This window comes from Clostridioides sp. ES-S-0190-01 (genome assembly GCF_020658275.1).
GTDB lineage: Bacteria > Bacillota > Clostridia > Peptostreptococcales > Peptostreptococcaceae > Clostridioides.
Genome location: NZ_JACVWA010000023.1, coordinates 213114 through 230642 on the forward strand (window position 1 = coordinate 213114; position 17529 = coordinate 230642).

The window sequence follows — 17529 nt, forward strand, 5'->3', positions numbered from 1 at the left end:
AATTTTAGCATAATATAAGATTTAAAACAATACTATATTGGATTCTTATATTTGTACAAAATAATATTTAAAGGTTATTTAGCTAATCTAATAGAATACTACATTATTGATATAATTTTATTAATAAAATTATAAGTATAAAAACTTCAGAATAAGTCTATTTTAAATGTAAGTTATAAATCCCAATTAAAATAGACTTAAATTTCATTTTATGTTAAAATCTTTACAGTAATAAACAATTTTATTTTAAGGAGATAATTTTATGAATAATTACTTAAAATTTGCTACATATCAGCTCATAGGCTTTACATCTTCTATACCTAAACTTATAAAAATCAAAAAAAATCCAGATAAATTTAGCTTAAAAGAAAAATTTGAATTTATGCAAAAACAAGCTAAAAAATCTTTAGATATAGTAAATATAGACCTTAATATACTTGGCAAAGAAACATTACCAAAAGAACCAATCTTATTTGTTGTAAATCATTCAAGTATGCTTGATAGTTTTATCCTAGCAGCAAGTGTAGAAAGACCAATTGGGTGTGTAATTGCAGATGAGCCAGTTTGGAGAAATATACCTATATTTAAAGAATGGGCGAAGTTGTTACGATGTGTATATGTAAACAGAAAAAATAATAGAGAAGGGATTAAAAGTATTGCTGAAGCCTCACAAAATATACTTACAGGTCAGAGTATGGCAGTGTTTCCAGAAGGAGATTTAACCTGGATTAAAGAACCAAATTCTCTAGTATCAGATTTTAGAAGTGGAGCCTTAAAAATAGCATATAAAGCAAAGTGTCCTATTGTTCCATTAGTCATAAAAAATTCAAAAGATACTTATGAAGGATATCAACCTATTGGTAAAATTAACTCTGTTCCTGTTGAAGTTGAATTCCTAGAACCAATTTATGACCATATTGAAAATCCTAGACTAAAATCTTCTGTATTAGGAGAAAATATTAAAAAAAATATGATAAACAAAATAGAAAGTTTTAGAAAAACAAATAAAAACTTTTAAAGAATTTTAACATTAAAATTTATTGACTAGAAAAAATTTTAATGTTAAAATTTTTTTAAGAGGTGATTAAGATGGCAAAAAATACAAAACAAACAACAGTTCACATTGATGAAACATTACTTAAAGAAGTTAAAAGAATAGGAATTAATGAAAATAAAAGTATATCTCAAATAATAAATGAATCAATAATAGATTATGTATTAGTTTACAGAGAAAACGAAGACAAAGAAAAAAATGAACACGATAAAAATTTAAATGATACAATAAATGCTTTTAAAAGAGAGGAAGAAAAAAGAGTTGAGGCAAAAAGTGCTGCTAGAGCTATAGCAGAAGCAAAAAAACGAGTTCTCTACTAATAAATATAAAAAATCGGTACAAACTATGCACCGATTTTTTTATATCTAAAACATATTCAAAAAGACTTAAATTTTCTTTAAATTATATCAAATCTCCAACAACTTTCACTTTTATCAGGAGTGCATTACCTGGAAGATATGCAAGTGGAACATCTTCTATATTTAATACTTCTATAGTATCCTTTTTAGCACCTGCTTTTAAAGCTTTGTTTATGGCTTCTTGTTTTGCGTCTTCTATAGCATCTTCTCTAGACATTTTATCTAAGCTGTACACTTTTTCTACATCCCCACTTATTTGCCCTAAAGCTGCACCAATAGCATTTGCTGCAGTATAATGAGGAGGTCTTATAACATCACTTATACCTTTTAGTTTTTCTGGAACAATTATACTTCCTCCACCAGTTAAAACTAATTCAACATCATTTTGGCTAGTCTTCATTTGGTCTACAGCATCTTCTAGTTTTAAAATTACTTTTTTATATACCTCATCACAATAATCTTTATCTAAATTTTCAACATTATTTTTTCTATCCTCAAATGCCATGCCTAACTTTGTAACAACATCTGATAAAGTTAAAGTATCACCACCAAATATTATTGCATCTTCAGTTATTCTATACCCTACACTCTCAGGACCTATTTTTATATTGTCTTTTTCGCCTTTTACACAAGTTCCCCCAGCAAGTCCAATAGTTAAAACATCGGGCATTCTAAAGTTCGTATGTACTCCTCCAATTGTAACAGGAATTGAAGATTCTCTAGGAAATCCATTGTATAATACACCTAAATCACTCGTAGTTCCTCCAACATCTAGTACTATTGCATTTTTTACTTTTGACAAGAAAGACGCTCCCCTTATAGAATTTGTTATTCCACATCCAATTGTGAAAATAGGATACTTCATTGTGTACTCCAAATTCATTAATGTTCCATCATTTTGACTAAAATATATTTCTGCATCTATTCCTAAATCTTTCAATGCTTTTTCAAATCCTAAAGAAACAGCCTTACCTACTCTAGACAATGCAGAGTTTAAAATTGCTCCGTTTTCTCTTTCCAGTATACCTATATTACCTATTTCATTTGATAAGGATATTGGAATATCACCAAGAATCTCTCTAACCCATTTTGCAACTTCTTCTTCTTGTTGCTTATTTACAGGAGCAAATACTCCACTTATTGCAACACTTTCTACCTTGCCTTTTATCTTATTGCAAAAATCTACAACTTCATCTTTACAAAGTTCATTTATCTTTCTTCCATCAAACTCATAACCACCAGATATCAATATTGAATCTAATTCTATTTTTTCTCTTAAATCTTCTGGCCAATCTATAAATGGTAAAATAGCAGTGGTTGCTGGTTTTCCAATTCTTATCATTGCTACATTATTAAGTCTTTTTCTTTCTACTATTGCATTTGTACAGTGAGTTGTACCAAGCATAGCATATTTTATTAATGAATGGTCAATTTTACTTTCATCTATAACTTTTTTTAAGGCATTATAAACACCAGTTTCAACATCTTTTGTAGTTGCTACTTTAACTGAATGGATTACTTTTAATTCCTTATCCAGTATACAAGCATCTGTATTTGTTCCTCCAACGTCAATTCCTACACGATACATCAAAATTTCCCCCTAAATTTTTATTTTCCTTGTAATTCTTCTACTGTTTTATACTCTACATCATATCCAAAGTATTCAGGTCCAACTGTCTCAATTCCTTTTTTAGTTCTCCATTTTTCATTACAAGGAAAAGCTACTACCATCACACGAGAACCATATTTTATTCTTTCTGTAGTTATTGGGAATCCAGTTTCTAAATCTAATATTGCTATTAAATCTGGCGTAATACAAAGTGGTGTACTACCTTTTTTTGCAATTAGATTTTCATTTTGAAATAGTACAGAGTATTCTCCATCATATCCATTAATTCCAGCGAAGAATGCATGCCCTCTAGTAAAACCACCTTTTAACTCTCTTTTAATATCAACTACTTTTCCTTCAAATAATTTATACCCTTTTAATTCTTTCAATATATTTTCAATAGCACCTTTTGAGTCTGACTTATTCTCAAGTAAAAATCCTCCTATAGTTTCAGCTATAGTCAAGGTATTTCCTATCGCAGCTTTTTTAACTTGAGCTCCACTTAAATTATAGTCACTAATAGAAGAACTTCCTCCCATTTCTACTGTTAAAGTTCTAGCCAATCTTTCTGACCAAATTCCATCAACAGGATAAAGGATGGCTGAATTACCCTTTTCATCAGCCATTACAGCAGGTGATGCTTCATATCCTTCAAGATAAAAAGTTACCATTTGAGCTTCCGGAAACGCTCTACCCATAGAATCTGCATCCAAAATAGGAAGCCCTTTTTTTGCAGCAACTGCTATTGGCATAAGTGAATTTATTCCTCCTATTTCTATAGGAATTATAACATCAACTTTTCTATTCAATAATTTTTCCATTATCTCTAAAGGAGTAGTTAATTCCACTTCAGAAAGTAATTTTTCTATTGTAATTACAGGGGAACCCATACCAGATACTGGTACTACTAAAGCATCATCCTCTAGCTCATCTAAACTAATCACTTTTACAGGCCCATACTTTTTAATTGCTTGTTTTGCAACTAATTTACCTATGTATGGGTCTCCTCCTCCTCCTGTTCCAAGCACTGCTGCGCCAACTGCTATTTTATCCACGCTTTCTTCTGTTAAAAATCTCATGTTACTTTCTCCTCATATTCCAAATTTATTTTATACTTTACAAGCATATTTCATTAAACTGCTTTTTCTGCTTCTTGTTTGTTTTTTGATGAACAAATCACTTTTCCAATAATTGATTGTATTATAAATCCTGCTATAAATCCATCTAAAGGTGCTATAGTAGTAAGAGTTATAAATCCATATGTAGAAAGGTATGTTATTAATATACCAATTATCCAAGATATTATTGAATGTTTAACTATTGGTTTGTATGCTATCCCCTTATCAAATCCTTTAAGTTCTTGTTTTACTATATAATATTCTGCTGTATACACACCACCAACAGGTGCAATAACAATTCCAAGTAAATTTAAAAATCCTATAAATCCTTCATATATTCCAAATACAGCTAATAAAGTTGCTACAACACCAAGAACTATAGTTAATACTTTTTCAGGAGCTTTTTTTAGTACAAGAGCTATACTTAGTGATGCAGAATATACATTGCTTGTATTTGTAGTCCATTGAGCTAATGTAAGTACAATTATACCTGGTATAGCAATTCCTAATGTAATAAAAATTCTCATAATATCTGAAGTACCCATACATTTTACTAATATTATTGATACTACTATCATAAAAGCATTTCCAAATTGTATCCCTAGAAAACTTGAAAGTGCACAATCTCTTCTACTTTTAGCCCAGCGACTTATGTCAGGTGATACTATTGCTCCAACTATTATTATACTCATTGATAGAGAAACTCCACCTGCAAATGTCATAGTCGATTTCATATTATCATCAACTGGAATTCCATTTGCTTTAAAAGCTAAGAATATAGTTAACATCATAAGAATTAATAAGAATGGTACTGAATACACACTTAATTTTTCCATTGCTTTATATCCATAAATAGCTGTACTCATCATCAAAAGACCACCTATGAGGCTTAAAATTTGCATGCTCACATCTAGATTAAATATATCTTTTATTATTATTTGAGCATTTTGAGCAAAAAAGCCTACTTGAACTCCAAACCATCCTAATAAAGAAACTCCTATAACTAGAGAAAATATTTTTGCTCCAGCTTCTCCAAACACATATTTTGTTATCATAGATGTAGATAAGCTTGTAGATGAACCAACTAAAGAGCATATAGTATACAAAATAGCAGAAAAAAATGAACCTACAATTACTGATAATATTGCTTGTTTCATTGGCATACTTTGAGCTAACTCAGCTCCTAAAATAACAGATGATAAATCCACACCTATTGCTACTAGCACTGAAAACATAGCTACCCAACCACGTTTTTGATTCTCTGGAACCTGTTCCAGGGCATAATTAATTTTTTCTTCTTCCATTTTCATCCCTCCATTAAAATTGTAAAACCATTTAATTTGTTTGTTTTACAATTTTCTAATTTATAAATTTATTAACAACTATATATTTATAATTTTCATTTAATATATAGTTTTAAATTTTCTGAAATAATTTTATAATAAAAAACGCCTCTTGGAAAAAATCCAAGAGACGAATACCAATCCGTGTTACCACTCTTATTAGTAAAAATTTATTTTACTCACTCATTTTCTTAAGGCGAATTAAACCACTACTACAATAGAACTGTAATAGTATTCTCCAAAGCTCTTTTCACACAAATTTCAATATTAGTTCTCAGCCAAATCTAACTCTCTGTAAAATTCCTTTATGCTACTTTCTTCTTCTGCGAATCTACGTTATTTATTTATTTATGATTTATATCATAATATATATGCAATATTTTGTCAACTTAAAAAGTAAATTACTTGTATTTTTTAGTTTTATATGTAATTTTTTATATTATTACTGTATTTATATTTTGTATTTTTTAAATTTAATAAAAATTTATATTATTTTTATATACAATTGAATATAATTTTACAAATTATTTTCATTTTTTTGTAAAGTTCTACAACCATATTTTACAATTCAGTTAGTATATTCATTTACACTATACCAATCCTTCGCAAGCTTTACAACTAAATCTGGGTGTGTTTTAGAAATGTCATTTAAATTATTAGCAACACTCTTTCGCACATACAGTGATGAGTCGGTTTTTAATTGTTCCAATATAGGTAGAATAGGTGTAGGGTCTTTTTTAAATTTAGTTAGTGCTTAACCCCAAGGCAACTATGGACGACAACATGAACGTACAGCAAATAATCATATCTCACATTATACAACAGTATGTTATATTGTTAAATCTATCTATTTAAAATACTTCACACTGCACATTCTGAAATATTGTAAAGTATCTACTGACAGTAAAAATGTCCGAACAGCCTATAAAACAAGGCTATACGAACATTTAATAAAATTTTAAAATATAATCAGAAATTTATTTTAAGTTCAATCAAATTTTTATTGAATTATATCTATTGAATCTCCAATACTTATAATTCCTTCCTTTAAAACCTTAACAAAAATTCCTTCACGTGGCATTACACAGTCCCCTGTTAATTTTTTAATTTCACATCCATTATGACACTTTTTACCTATTTGAGTTACTTCAACTTCACATTTGCCTATCTTTAATTTTGTACCAACAGGTAATGAAAACACTTCTATTCCTTCTGTAGTTATATTCTCAGCAAAGTCTCCAAATTTTAATTGGTCAAAACCTCTCATCTTCATTTTATCTATACTTTCTTTTCCAAGTAAACTTATTTGACGATGCCAGTTTCCCGCATGTGCATCTCCAACTATTCCATAATTTATTTTTAGTTCTGCACATTGCACAGGAACCTTAATTACACCCTTTTTGTCACTTATATTTATTGACACTACTTTAGCCATATTTCCTCCAAATTTTCACCCATATATTCTTAAATTATTCAAACTTAAAATCACCTGATTTTCCACCAGTTTTCTCCACAAGATGTATATTGCTTATAACCATCTTTTTATCAACTGCTTTACACATATCATAAATTGTAAGTGCTGCTAAAGAACAAGCATTTAATGCTTCCATTTCTACACCAGTTTTACCAAGTGATTTACAGGTTGCATATATTCTAATAGCAGATATAGAATCATCTATCTCAAATTCCAAATCACATCCAACCAATTTAATTTGATGGCACATTGGTATATTTGAAGATGTATTTTTAGCTCCCATTATCCCTGCAACTTGAGCTACAGATAATACATCTCCCTTTTTTATTTGTCCATTTTTTACCTTTTCTAAAGCTTCTTTACCAAGAGTAATCGTAGCTGTTGCTATAGCAGTTCTCTTTGTATCATCTTTTTCACTTATATCTACCATTTTAGCATACCCTTTTTCATTTATGTGCGTTAACATTACCTATCCTCCAATTTCATACATACGTCTATTTGTATCACTACATTTATTTTCTATTAAATGATGTTTTTCTGGCTTTTCTTTTATTATATCTTTCATAGTTTCTCTAAATAACAATGGTTTATGTAAAAGTGGTTTTATATCTATTTCCTCTTTTGAATGTAGACACAGTTTTATTGCACCACTAGAGGTAAGTCTAATACGATTACAAGTGTTGCAAAATGAACAACTTAATGGAGTTATAATTCCTATTCTTCCTTTTGCTCCTTTAAACTTATAATATTCTGCTGTACTTTTTTCATCATTTTTAACTTTATATAAACCATATATTTTTTCAACCATTTCTTTTACATTAAAATATCCTTTTTTGTAGACTCTATTAGCTTCACCTAATGGCATAAGTTCAATAAATCTTACATCAATTGGTGATTTAACTGTTAAAAACATAAAGTCTTTAAGCTCATCATCATTAAATCCATTTATGGCAACACAATTTACCTTTACTTTTATACCTAAATTTAAACATGACTCAATCGATTTTAATACTTCTTTTAAATTGCCACCTCTTGTCACAGATTTATATTTATATTCCTTTAAAGAATCTAAGCTTATATTTACTTTATTCAGACCACATTCTTTAAGCTCAAAGATTCTATCAGAAAGTCCAAGAGCATTAGTTGTCATTCCTATATTTTCTATTCCACATTCTTCTCTTGTAAACCTTATAAGTTCATTTAAATTGGGATATAAAAGAGGTTCTCCTCCAGTAAATCTAACCTTTTTTATACCTTGTTCTGACATAGCCTTTATAATGAATTTATAGTCTTCAAAACTTAGATTATCGTTTATATAATTTTTTTCAAATTTAACATCTGGTGGCATACAATAAACACACCTTAAATTACACTTATCTGTAAGTGAAATACGAAGGTAGTCTATTTTTCTTCCATACTTATCAATCATACTCTATCTACCTCTTTGTCTATTTTTTATCTATCTGAATTATATACTATTTTTTGTTATTAGTGGCACATTCTGTGGCTTCTCCTCTTAAAATTTCTATGCCATGGTCTAAGACATCAATAATGAAACTTAGATTTTCAACTGCACCTTTAGGACTTCCAGGTAAATTTATTATTATAGAATTATTCCTTATTCCACTTACACCCCTACTTAGTATAGCTTTTTTAGTAATTTCTGTAGATTTCATTCTCATGTATTCACTGAGACCTGGTATCTCTCTTTCTAAAACATCTTTAGTAGCCTCTGGAGTTATATCTCTCTTTGAAAATCCAGTACCTCCATTAGTAAGAATTAAATCTACTTTATTACTGTTACAAATTTTTATAATATTTTCCTTTAACATTTCCTTATCATCTTTTATCAACACGTATTCAGTAACTTTATAATTCCCTGTATTTTCAACAAATTCAGTTAATTTTTTTCCTGTTATGTCTTCTCTTTTCCCTTCATAGCCCTTATCACTAAGCGTTATAATTGCTACATTAAACATATGGTTTCACCCCTTTATATATTAATTAAACTTTTATAAATAAAAAATCTATTTAATAGAACCTATTCTGGTAATATTCCTTCTGATAATAATGCTTCTAAAACTGCTCCTGCTATACAACGTCCTTTATCTGATATCGTAAATGAATTTTTTACTTCTTCCATTCGAGGGTCTATATCCAATATCTTTAATCCTTTTTCTATTTGTGAACCATTTCTCAATAAGCCTCTCAAAACACCATCTATAGAAGCTTTCACTTCTATTTTATTTCCATTTTTTTCAGTGATATAACATATTATATCTCCTTTTTTAACTACATCCCCTATATTACATACATTTTCTATTATTCCAACGTTCTCAGAATAAAAAACTCGTTCTTTGGTTATACCCAATATAGCACCTGGTATTCCTGTATTTTTTAAAGCATATCCTTTTCTTATCACTTTTCCTAAATTATGTCCTCTCATAGTTTCAATAACTATGTCTACATCTTTACCTGCACAAAATCCTGGACCTAAAGCTATTGTAAGTGCTGCCATCGCTTTATTTGTTCCAATATTTTTTTTTGCAAGTATACAATCTATAACCGCTACAGGACGTATTTCACCTATATATTTACCTTTTGGGTCTATTATTAGTGCCACGTTTCTTTTATTTAAAGCTTTTTTTATTTCTGCTTTATCTTTGCAATACACACAATAAACACCTTCCACAGAAACTTTCTTTTCATAGATAGCCTCACTAAAAGAAACTTTCCTTCTTATTGCAAGAGGAGTCTCAACTTCTAAAGCGATTATTTTAAAACCACAGTTATGTAACTTATGTATAACTGCTGTTGCTAAATCTCCAGCCCCTCTAACTATTATAACATTGTTCATATTTTCTCCTACTAATAAAAATTTTAAAGTCTATACTTTATATTATATAATATAATTTTACTTATTTATATAATATCATCTTATTTTATTATTATAATGGTTAAAAATTACTTTTACCTGATATTTTTCAAACAAAAAGAGACATCCATAAAATTTATAAAAGATGTCTCTTTCTAATTCCTTATATTTTATTTTTCAGATATATCATTGTTATCTTCTAAAATAACTGCTGTTCCATAAGCAAGCATTTCTGCCGCTCCTTGCATAACTGAAGCTGAAGACAATCTAAATGCTATTATTGCATTTGCACCTTTAGATTCTGCATCTTCAACCATTCTACCAATTGCAATTTGTCTTGCTTCTGTAAGCATTTCATTATATCCTGTAAGTTCTCCTCCAACAAGATTCTTAAAGCTTGCTCCTATATCTTTTCCAACATGTTTTGCTCTTATCGTACTTCCTCTAACTAGCCCTAAAACTTCTGCTATTTTTTTTCCTTCTACTTTTTCTGTAGTTACTATTAACATAATATATCAACTCCTTTATATTCCTGTTTAATATATTATATCATGTAAATAGCAATCTTCTTAATAAATCTTGTAATTTAATACTTTATCTAGGAAATCTATACTATAAAATAAGATATTTCGTTAACCAATTATGTTCCTAATCAATTTTCTATATATAAATTTACTTAGTTAACTCATCATATAAACTTAAATTGTATTCTACATTCAATTTTAAATCCTTAATTTTTTTAATAATCATTTCACTAAAGCTTCCTTTTTCAAACCAGATATTTTGTATGTCTAAAAGTTCTATCTCTTCTAAAATGGCCTCCATCTTAGACTGCTTATCTATAATAGCTACAACATCAATATTGTGTGGTACGTCTTTTAGGCACTCATATACATCTATACCTTCAATATTCTTTTTCTCTTCATCTATAGCAACAACTTTGTACATATTCTTTTTAAGTTCATCTAATATTTTATATGCTTTGCTTTCTTCGTCACTATTATTTAATATCACTGCCCAAGAATCACATTTAAGTAAATTCATAAATTCTCCTCCATATAAATCCTACTCTATTTTACAACCGTAGCTAATTAAACTTCAGTCAATTTTTTATACTCATCAATAGTATTTACATTTAAAAATAAATCTTCGTTATCAAAGTATATATAGCTTTTATCTATTTTTTCTATAAGAGTTCTAAGCTTCAAATCATTTTTCCCTATACATAAAGATACTTTATTTATTATACTCTTTTTGTATCCAGAACACAATGGTTGTAACTTTCCATTTGTTACTGAAATTACACTTTTATCATCCATTTCATCAGCTATTTTTTCGACTACTTCATTATTTAGATATGGCATATCACATGCAACTGTAACTATATCATACTTTGCATGTTTAAGAGCAGTATATATTCCTCCTATTGGACCAACATTTTTTATTATATCATTATAAACTTTAATGTTATATTTTGAGTATAATTCTTCATTGTTAGATACTATTATTACCTCATCAAAATTTTTAAATACTTCTATTGCAATTTCAATAAAAGGCTTTTCATGTAATTCTAGAAAAGCTTTATCTTTACCCATTCTAGAACTTTTCCCTCCTGCTAAAATTACACCTGTTTTTTCTATACAAATCGCCTCCTTTAAAATACTTTTATTTATATTTGAAAAATGGCGCTATTGCGCCATTTCAACATTGATTGACTACTCAAAAATCTGAATAATTTTTTCTTTAAATGCATTCATAAGTTTTTCTTTTTCTTCTAAATATTCACTATAACACTCATATTCTCTACATATACAATTTATAATTTCACTTGATGTAAAATTGATTTTTTCAAGATTATAGTTATATAAAATTTCAACACTATCAACCTCACTTATGCTATTAAAAATACAATCATATATATCTTCAATTATAAAATTACTATCTTCTTCAAATTGACCTAAAAGTTGTTCTCTATTTTCTTCAAGCAATACATTTTCCTTTATAAATTCTACAAAGTTTTCAAAATCTTCAGTGTTATTACATGGTTCTATTTCAAATAGTATCCTAAAAAATAAATTCCATGGAAACTCTGTATTTAGTCTACTTCTAAAATGATTTCCTAAATCATTACAGAACTTATCATCAAATGTAGGTTCTCTTTCAAACTCTATTTGGTCATTAAAATCTATATCTTTATTTACAATTTCATTTAATCTTGCAAACTCATCAAGCATAAAATTGCCTAAAACTTCATCACTTATATCTTGTTTATTAAAAGAATAACTTAATATAGTTTCACATGGCTTTTTAAAATCCACAACAAAACCTATACTTTTATTCATCTTTTCTGAAAAAGCATCATACACTAATTTTGCAAAGAGTTTTTCAATTTCTTTTTTACTTACTTTCATGTTAAAAGACTTTCCTGAATGAAAGTTTTTATAAATACTCAAAAGCTGATTATCTATCATAGTAAGATTATTCTTTATAGAGTCCATCATATCCTTTATAAATTTATCAGCAAGTAAATATGTGTTATTTTTATAAATTATTTTATGTTCAATCTCACTCCAAAACACATTTACAAGAGATTTAATTTGAAGTTCAAATTTTACTTCTCTATCTAAATATGCAAAAACTCCATCTATCTTATATATTTCAAATCCATTTTTTTGCTTATTAGGTTGTCTTTCAGACAATTTTAATTTAATATTTTTATTTTCTTTATTATAATAGTTTATTTTATCATCTGTTTTATTAAAATATCTTCTTAAAAGCCTATATATCTTATTTTCATCCTCAATAAATCTACACTCAATTCTTAGTCCTATTAAATCAGATACATTATGAATAAGATTACTTGCCTCCCCATATTTTTTTAAATATCTATTTCTAATTATCTTTTCCCTCAAACTTGATTCTGATTTTATTCTAGAGGTTACATTTATATACTCTTGATTTTTTTCGTCCAAGATATTTTCAAAGTACTCTTCTATTTCATCTGATATAGTTTCTAAAGTTGGAGACATTACCCTCAACATTTCTATAGACTCTTCAATAAAATCAAATTCTTTTAATCCCATAAATTTTTACACTCCTATGTTTAATAACTGTTAGCTATTTCAGTTCTTTATATTTAACTACATTCTTATTTTAACATTTTTTCCTATTATAAGTAAGTATTCTCCAAAAACCTTCATATATATTTCAAATTAGAATTAAAATATCAGATAAAATTAAAAGATTTTGTGATAATAAAGTTATAAAAATAGTGGATTTTTTTTCCTAATACGAGTATACTATAGATGTAAATATTTAACTAATTAGTTAAATATTTACATCTATAGTAGGGAGGATATTATGGTAAAAGTATTTAAAGCATTAAGTGATGAAACTAGAAGAGAAATTTTAAAATTGCTTAATGAAAGAGATATGAATGCAGGAGAAATAGCAGGTCATTTTAATATGTCTAAACCAGCAATATCTAAACATTTAGATATTTTAAAAGATGCAGAACTTATTAGTTCAGAAAAAATGGGGCAATTTTTGATTTATTCTATTAATTTATCGGTCCTTCAAGAAGTACTTGGAAACTTCTTGGATATTTTTAAAAAGATATAGGAGGCTATTATGGAAAATATAGGTTTAATATTACTTATAGCATTATTAATTATAAACTATGTAAATGCACCAGAAATTTTAGGTTTTTCAAAAGATAACCCTAAAGTTAAAACTGCAAGAAGGTTACAAATGTTATTTTTAATAGTCGCAGTTGGAAGGTTTATCATTCCTTTACTAGGTATAGATGAGATATTTTCTTATGAAATTAACGACAAAGTATCAGTTATAATAAATGCCATTATAATTATGTATTTTGGTAATTTATTACCTAAGCTACAAATTTATAAGAACATAGATACTAAATGTGCTTGGGCCATTGGAGATGAAAAAATATGGAAAAAGGCAAGTAAGATTTTTGCGTATTTATCATTTGTTATATCTATTGGAATGATTATATTGAGTTTTTATTTTGATTCAGATACAGTCACAACAGCATGCCAGTTCATATGGTTTGCAATACCATTATTATATTTATTACTTCATTATAGAAACAAATTTAGAGCTCCTAGTCCTAAATAAATAGTTGTAAATAAAATAAAGCCACCTCTTCTTAAAAAAAGCTATACTTTATTTTAATATTGAAATGAAGTGTTTATAAAATAAATTGCCACCAAGACATTTATGGTGGCAATTTATTAATAATCATATTTTTAGTATTTTATATAATTTCTAAATATATTAAATTAAATTTTCTTCAATTAAAAACCTATATATATACCTATTGTTAAAAAAACTAAAGATACAGCTGTTAAAATCAGTAATATAGGCATTATAAATTTTACCCATTTTGAAAAAGGAATATGAGCTACTGCAAGTGCTCCCATTAGTACTCCAGATGTTGGAGTTATAAAGTTTGTAAGACCTACCCCAAATTGATAAGCAGTTACTATAACTTGAGCTGATATATTAACTAAATCACCAAGAGGAGCAAGGACAGGCACTGTAAGTGAAGCAAGTCCTGAAGATGATGGAATCAAAAATGCCAACGCAGCTTCCAGGAAAAATGATAGATATACAAATATAACCTTTGGAAGTCCACCTAAAAAGCTTGCTGCAGAATTTAATATAGTATCTATTATAAATCCATTTTGAGCAATTATTACAATTCCACGAGCTAAAGCTATTGCAAGGGCAGCTGATGCTAAATCTTTTGCTCCATCTATGAAACTATCGGAAATTTCACTTTGTGACAATCTACCAACTAATCCAGAAAGTACACCTATCGCAGCAAAACACATTGATATCTCTGGAATATACCATCCTTGACTTAAAACACCCCAAATCATTATTGCCATTCCTATTCCAAATATAGCAAGAACAGATACTTCTTTAAAAGTAAACTCTTTTATTTCAGTTGAAGTATGATTAAGTATTGATTTATTATTTTTATCTATCTCATACACTATTGAACTTTCAGGGTTTTCTTTAACTTTTTTAGCATAATACATAACAAATGCTATACTGATTAATATATATGCTATAAAAATCACTACTCTATATGCTACTCCTGAACCAGGAGCAAGTTGAGCTAGTGCTTGTGCAATACCAACTGAGAATGGATTTATTGTCGATGCAGCTGCTCCTGCCGCTGCTCCTATAAATACAATCGCAATGGCGGTTAGAGAATCATATCCTAAGGATGTCATAAGTGGAACAAATATCATATAAAATGGTAATGTTTCTTCTGCCATCCCAAAGGTAGTACCTCCAAGACCAAATAAAATCATTGATATTGGAATTATAAGTAGTTCTTTTCCTTTAAACTTCGATATAACTGATGCTATTCCTGCTTCTATAGCTCCAGTTCTATTTACAATACCAAAAGCACCTCCAACTATTAAAACAAATCCTACAACTTCTGCTGAATCAATAAAACCTTCTATGGGTGCTTTAAAAACATCCGTAAATCCTTGAGGATTACTTTCTACACTTTGATAAGTCCCTGGTACAACAACCATCCTACCTTCTACATCTTCTCTACTAAATTCACCACTTGGTACTATCCAAGTTAATATTGCCATTAATACTATTAGCAAGAATATAATTGTAAAAGTGTGTGGTATAATAAATCGTTTCTTCTTACTGTCAATCATTATAATGTCCTCCATACTTTACTAAATTTTGAATCTATATAGGATACTTTTTAATCTCTCTGACTAAAGTTTTCCCTTTTTACAATTTTTTATTAGCAAAGATACAAAATAAAAAAGCTCTCTTTTAGATTTTAAAAGATAGCTTTTTTTATTTTTATTCAATTTAAATACTTTACTTTCTATTTTACTAATTGAATTTTTTCATTATAATTTGATATTGTTTCTTCAATATTTTTAGATTTCATTATAGTTGACATTACAGCAAAATCATCACAGTATTTTAATGTTTCTTTGACATTAGATGGTAGGATTCCTCCAAGTGCAACGGTCTTAATATCAGTAATTTTCTTAGCTTCCTTCAAAAGTTCAATTCCTTTTGGCAATAAATTTTCTTTACACTTAGTTTCATATATATGTGATAATGTTATGTAATCTATTTTTATATTTAGTTTTCTTATTATTTCTTCTAGACACTTTACTTCTTCTACTTTATGTAATGACAATCCCAGTATCTTATTTTTATTGAAATTATATCTATTTCCCAGTAAATTCAAAAACAATTTAAATGGAAGATGAATACCTTGACAATCTGTCTTTTCAAAAAATTCTATATTGCTATTTATTATAAAGTTTACTTTAAATCCATCATTATTCTCTTTCTTTTTTATACTATTCTTCAAGCTTTCATCCAATATTTTTTCCTGAAAATTAATATACTTAATTTTATTTTTTATCTTTATATATAAATCTTTTAATGCTTCATATTCTAAATCTTTTTCTCTTATTATAATATTTTCTACACCACTCAATATAGATTCTTTAATAACCTCTAAGTATCGTTCCTCGCTACATAAATTTCTATTTGTTATCAAATACATCTAAAATCTTTCCCAATCTTTAAATACATGTTGATAACCAATTGAATTTAGCATTTTCTCTATATCTTCAACAGTACTTTCATCATTTATTTTGAATTGAGCAGTATCATGTTCATCTTGAGAATGCCCTCCTACATCTGTAGATACACCTGCACTTAATTTAGTTACTCCTAAAGGTACTATATGACTTCTCATTTCCAAATTTTCTCTAGTAGATATATTTAAAGCTGCATGAGGGTCAAACAGCCTCATACAAACCATCGCTTGAACTAAATCAGTGTCGCTTATATCTACTAATTCTTCAAAACAACCTTTGAATGGTCTCATTCTTGGTGTTGAATATGAAAGCTCAATATGAGGATATTTTGTTTTTAGATATTTCCCATGCAATATTGTAAAGAAGGTCTCTTTTCTAAAATCATTTAATCCTAAAAGTGCTCCTATTGATAGAGTTCTCATACCTGCCTTTGCTCCTCTTTCAGGAGCATCTAATCTAAATTTATAATTTGATTTTGGCCCTTTTAAATGAACTCTTTTATATATTTTCTCATCATAAGTTTCTTGGTATACAGTTAGACCTTCAACACCTTTGTTTACAATATACTTATATTCATCTATTTCCATTGGATATACTTCAATTCCTATAGATGGAAATTTATCTCTTAATATTTCTATAGCTTCACCTATATATTCTACACTTGAATGAAAACTACTTTCACCAGTTAAAACAAGTAGATGTTTGAAACCCTCTTTTGAAATTTCATTTCCTTCCTCTCTAATTTCATCCATAGTTAGTTTTTTTCTTTTTATTCCACTTTTTATATTGTAACTACAATAAACACATTGATTTACACAGTAATTTGCTATGTACATTGGTGTATATAGGCAGACTGTCTTTCCAAAATATTGAACACTTAATTTATGTGCTTTTTGTGCCATAGCTTCTAAATGTTTTACAGCAGTTTTAGAAAGTAAATTTAATATATCAAAATCCTCAAGTTTGTCTTTTGATAAACTTCTTAAAACATCATTGTCTGTAACATTATTTAAATATCCATCAAAATCAAAATCCCTATATTTTTCTATTACCTCATAAAAACTCATC

General features: G+C 28.0%; 19 protein-coding genes and 1 other annotated feature. Of the genes, 4 read left to right on the plus strand and 15 right to left on the minus strand.

Translation table 11 applies throughout. The features are described 5' to 3' along the window. The first annotated feature begins 262 nt into the window (after positions 1-262). Both IC214_RS08630 and IC214_RS08635 read left to right on the plus strand, forming a co-directional pair. On the plus strand, positions 263-1018 hold the full coding sequence (locus IC214_RS08630; RefSeq protein WP_227433216.1) for a lysophospholipid acyltransferase family protein: 756 nt from the start codon (positions 263-265) through the stop codon (positions 1016-1018). Between the two features lie 71 nt (positions 1019-1089). Further along, positions 1090-1374, plus strand: coding sequence for a transcriptional regulator (locus IC214_RS08635; RefSeq protein WP_227433215.1), 285 nt, complete (start codon positions 1090-1092; stop codon positions 1372-1374). An 82-nt stretch (positions 1375-1456) separates the two neighbouring features. On the opposite strand, the gene IC214_RS08640 is transcribed toward IC214_RS08635, so the two are convergent. The 12 genes from IC214_RS08640 to IC214_RS08700 form a co-directional block, all read right to left on the minus strand. Continuing rightward, positions 1457-3001 carry a hydantoinase/oxoprolinase family protein gene (locus IC214_RS08640; RefSeq protein WP_227433214.1) on the minus strand — a complete coding sequence of 515 codons (1545 nt, stop codon included), beginning with the start codon at positions 2999-3001 and terminating at the stop codon, positions 1457-1459. Between the two features lie 20 nt (positions 3002-3021). Beyond that, positions 3022-4101 carry a DUF917 domain-containing protein gene (locus IC214_RS08645; protein ID WP_227433213.1) on the minus strand — a complete coding sequence of 360 codons (1080 nt, stop codon included), beginning with the start codon at positions 4099-4101 and terminating at the stop codon, positions 3022-3024. 53 nt (positions 4102-4154) lie between these two features. Further along, on the minus strand, positions 4155-5444 hold the full coding sequence (locus tag IC214_RS08650; RefSeq protein WP_227433212.1) for a cytosine permease: 1290 nt from the start codon (positions 5442-5444) through the stop codon (positions 4155-4157). A gap of 162 nt (positions 5445-5606) precedes the next feature. After that, positions 5607-5818: a binding site (T-box leader), on the minus strand. Positions 5819-6483: 665 nt separating this feature from the next. Next, a complete protein-coding gene (locus IC214_RS08660) occupies positions 6484-6918 on the minus strand; it encodes an MOSC domain-containing protein (protein ID WP_227433211.1) in 435 nt (144 codons plus the stop codon). A gap of 34 nt (positions 6919-6952) precedes the next feature. Continuing rightward, entirely contained in the window at positions 6953-7423 is a 471-nt protein-coding gene (gene moaC, locus IC214_RS08665) for a cyclic pyranopterin monophosphate synthase MoaC (RefSeq protein ID WP_227433210.1), read from the minus strand. A gap of 3 nt (positions 7424-7426) precedes the next feature. Continuing rightward, on the minus strand, positions 7427-8386 hold the full coding sequence (moaA, locus tag IC214_RS08670; protein WP_227433209.1) for a GTP 3',8-cyclase MoaA: 960 nt from the start codon (positions 8384-8386) through the stop codon (positions 7427-7429). 46 nt (positions 8387-8432) lie between these two features. Further along, positions 8433-8936: a molybdenum cofactor biosynthesis protein B gene (locus IC214_RS08675; RefSeq protein WP_227483237.1), complete on the minus strand. Its 504-nt coding sequence runs from the start codon at positions 8934-8936 to the stop codon at positions 8433-8435. A 62-nt stretch (positions 8937-8998) separates the two neighbouring features. Continuing rightward, positions 8999-9814: a selenium-dependent molybdenum cofactor biosynthesis protein YqeB gene (yqeB, locus tag IC214_RS08680; RefSeq protein ID WP_227823822.1), complete on the minus strand. Its 816-nt coding sequence runs from the start codon at positions 9812-9814 to the stop codon at positions 8999-9001. 188 nt (positions 9815-10002) lie between these two features. After that, positions 10003-10341 (minus strand): heavy metal-binding domain-containing protein, encoded by a 339-nt coding sequence (locus IC214_RS08685; protein ID WP_227433206.1) that lies wholly within the window; start codon positions 10339-10341, stop codon positions 10003-10005. Positions 10342-10504: 163 nt separating this feature from the next. Continuing rightward, a complete protein-coding gene (locus tag IC214_RS08690) occupies positions 10505-10876 on the minus strand; it encodes a CoA-binding protein (protein WP_227433205.1) in 372 nt (123 codons plus the stop codon). A gap of 47 nt (positions 10877-10923) precedes the next feature. Further along, positions 10924-11505 (minus strand): molybdenum cofactor guanylyltransferase, encoded by a 582-nt coding sequence (locus IC214_RS08695; protein ID WP_227483266.1) that lies wholly within the window; start codon positions 11503-11505, stop codon positions 10924-10926. A 42-nt stretch (positions 11506-11547) separates the two neighbouring features. Beyond that, positions 11548-12915: a GTP pyrophosphokinase family protein gene (locus tag IC214_RS08700; protein WP_227433204.1), complete on the minus strand. Its 1368-nt coding sequence runs from the start codon at positions 12913-12915 to the stop codon at positions 11548-11550. 277 nt (positions 12916-13192) lie between these two features. Here IC214_RS08700 and IC214_RS08705 point away from each other — a divergent pair, with 277 nt between their 5' ends. Both IC214_RS08705 and IC214_RS08710 read left to right on the plus strand, forming a co-directional pair. Then, positions 13193-13453 (plus strand): autorepressor SdpR family transcription factor, encoded by a 261-nt coding sequence (locus tag IC214_RS08705; RefSeq protein ID WP_227433203.1) that lies wholly within the window; start codon positions 13193-13195, stop codon positions 13451-13453. 9 nt (positions 13454-13462) lie between these two features. Continuing rightward, positions 13463-13972 (plus strand): SdpI family protein, encoded by a 510-nt coding sequence (locus tag IC214_RS08710; RefSeq protein WP_227433202.1) that lies wholly within the window; start codon positions 13463-13465, stop codon positions 13970-13972. A gap of 179 nt (positions 13973-14151) precedes the next feature. On the opposite strand, the gene IC214_RS08715 is transcribed toward IC214_RS08710, so the two are convergent. The 3 genes from IC214_RS08715 to thiH form a co-directional block, all read right to left on the minus strand. Then, positions 14152-15546 carry a YfcC family protein gene (locus tag IC214_RS08715; RefSeq protein ID WP_227433201.1) on the minus strand — a complete coding sequence of 465 codons (1395 nt, stop codon included), beginning with the start codon at positions 15544-15546 and terminating at the stop codon, positions 14152-14154. Positions 15547-15725: 179 nt separating this feature from the next. Beyond that, on the minus strand, positions 15726-16424 hold the full coding sequence (locus tag IC214_RS08720; protein ID WP_227433200.1) for a thiamine phosphate synthase: 699 nt from the start codon (positions 16422-16424) through the stop codon (positions 15726-15728). Continuing rightward, complete coding sequence (gene thiH, locus IC214_RS08725; protein ID WP_227433199.1) at positions 16425-17528, minus strand: 2-iminoacetate synthase ThiH; 1104 nt, start codon at positions 17526-17528, stop codon at positions 16425-16427. Position 17529: the final 1 nt, after the last annotated feature.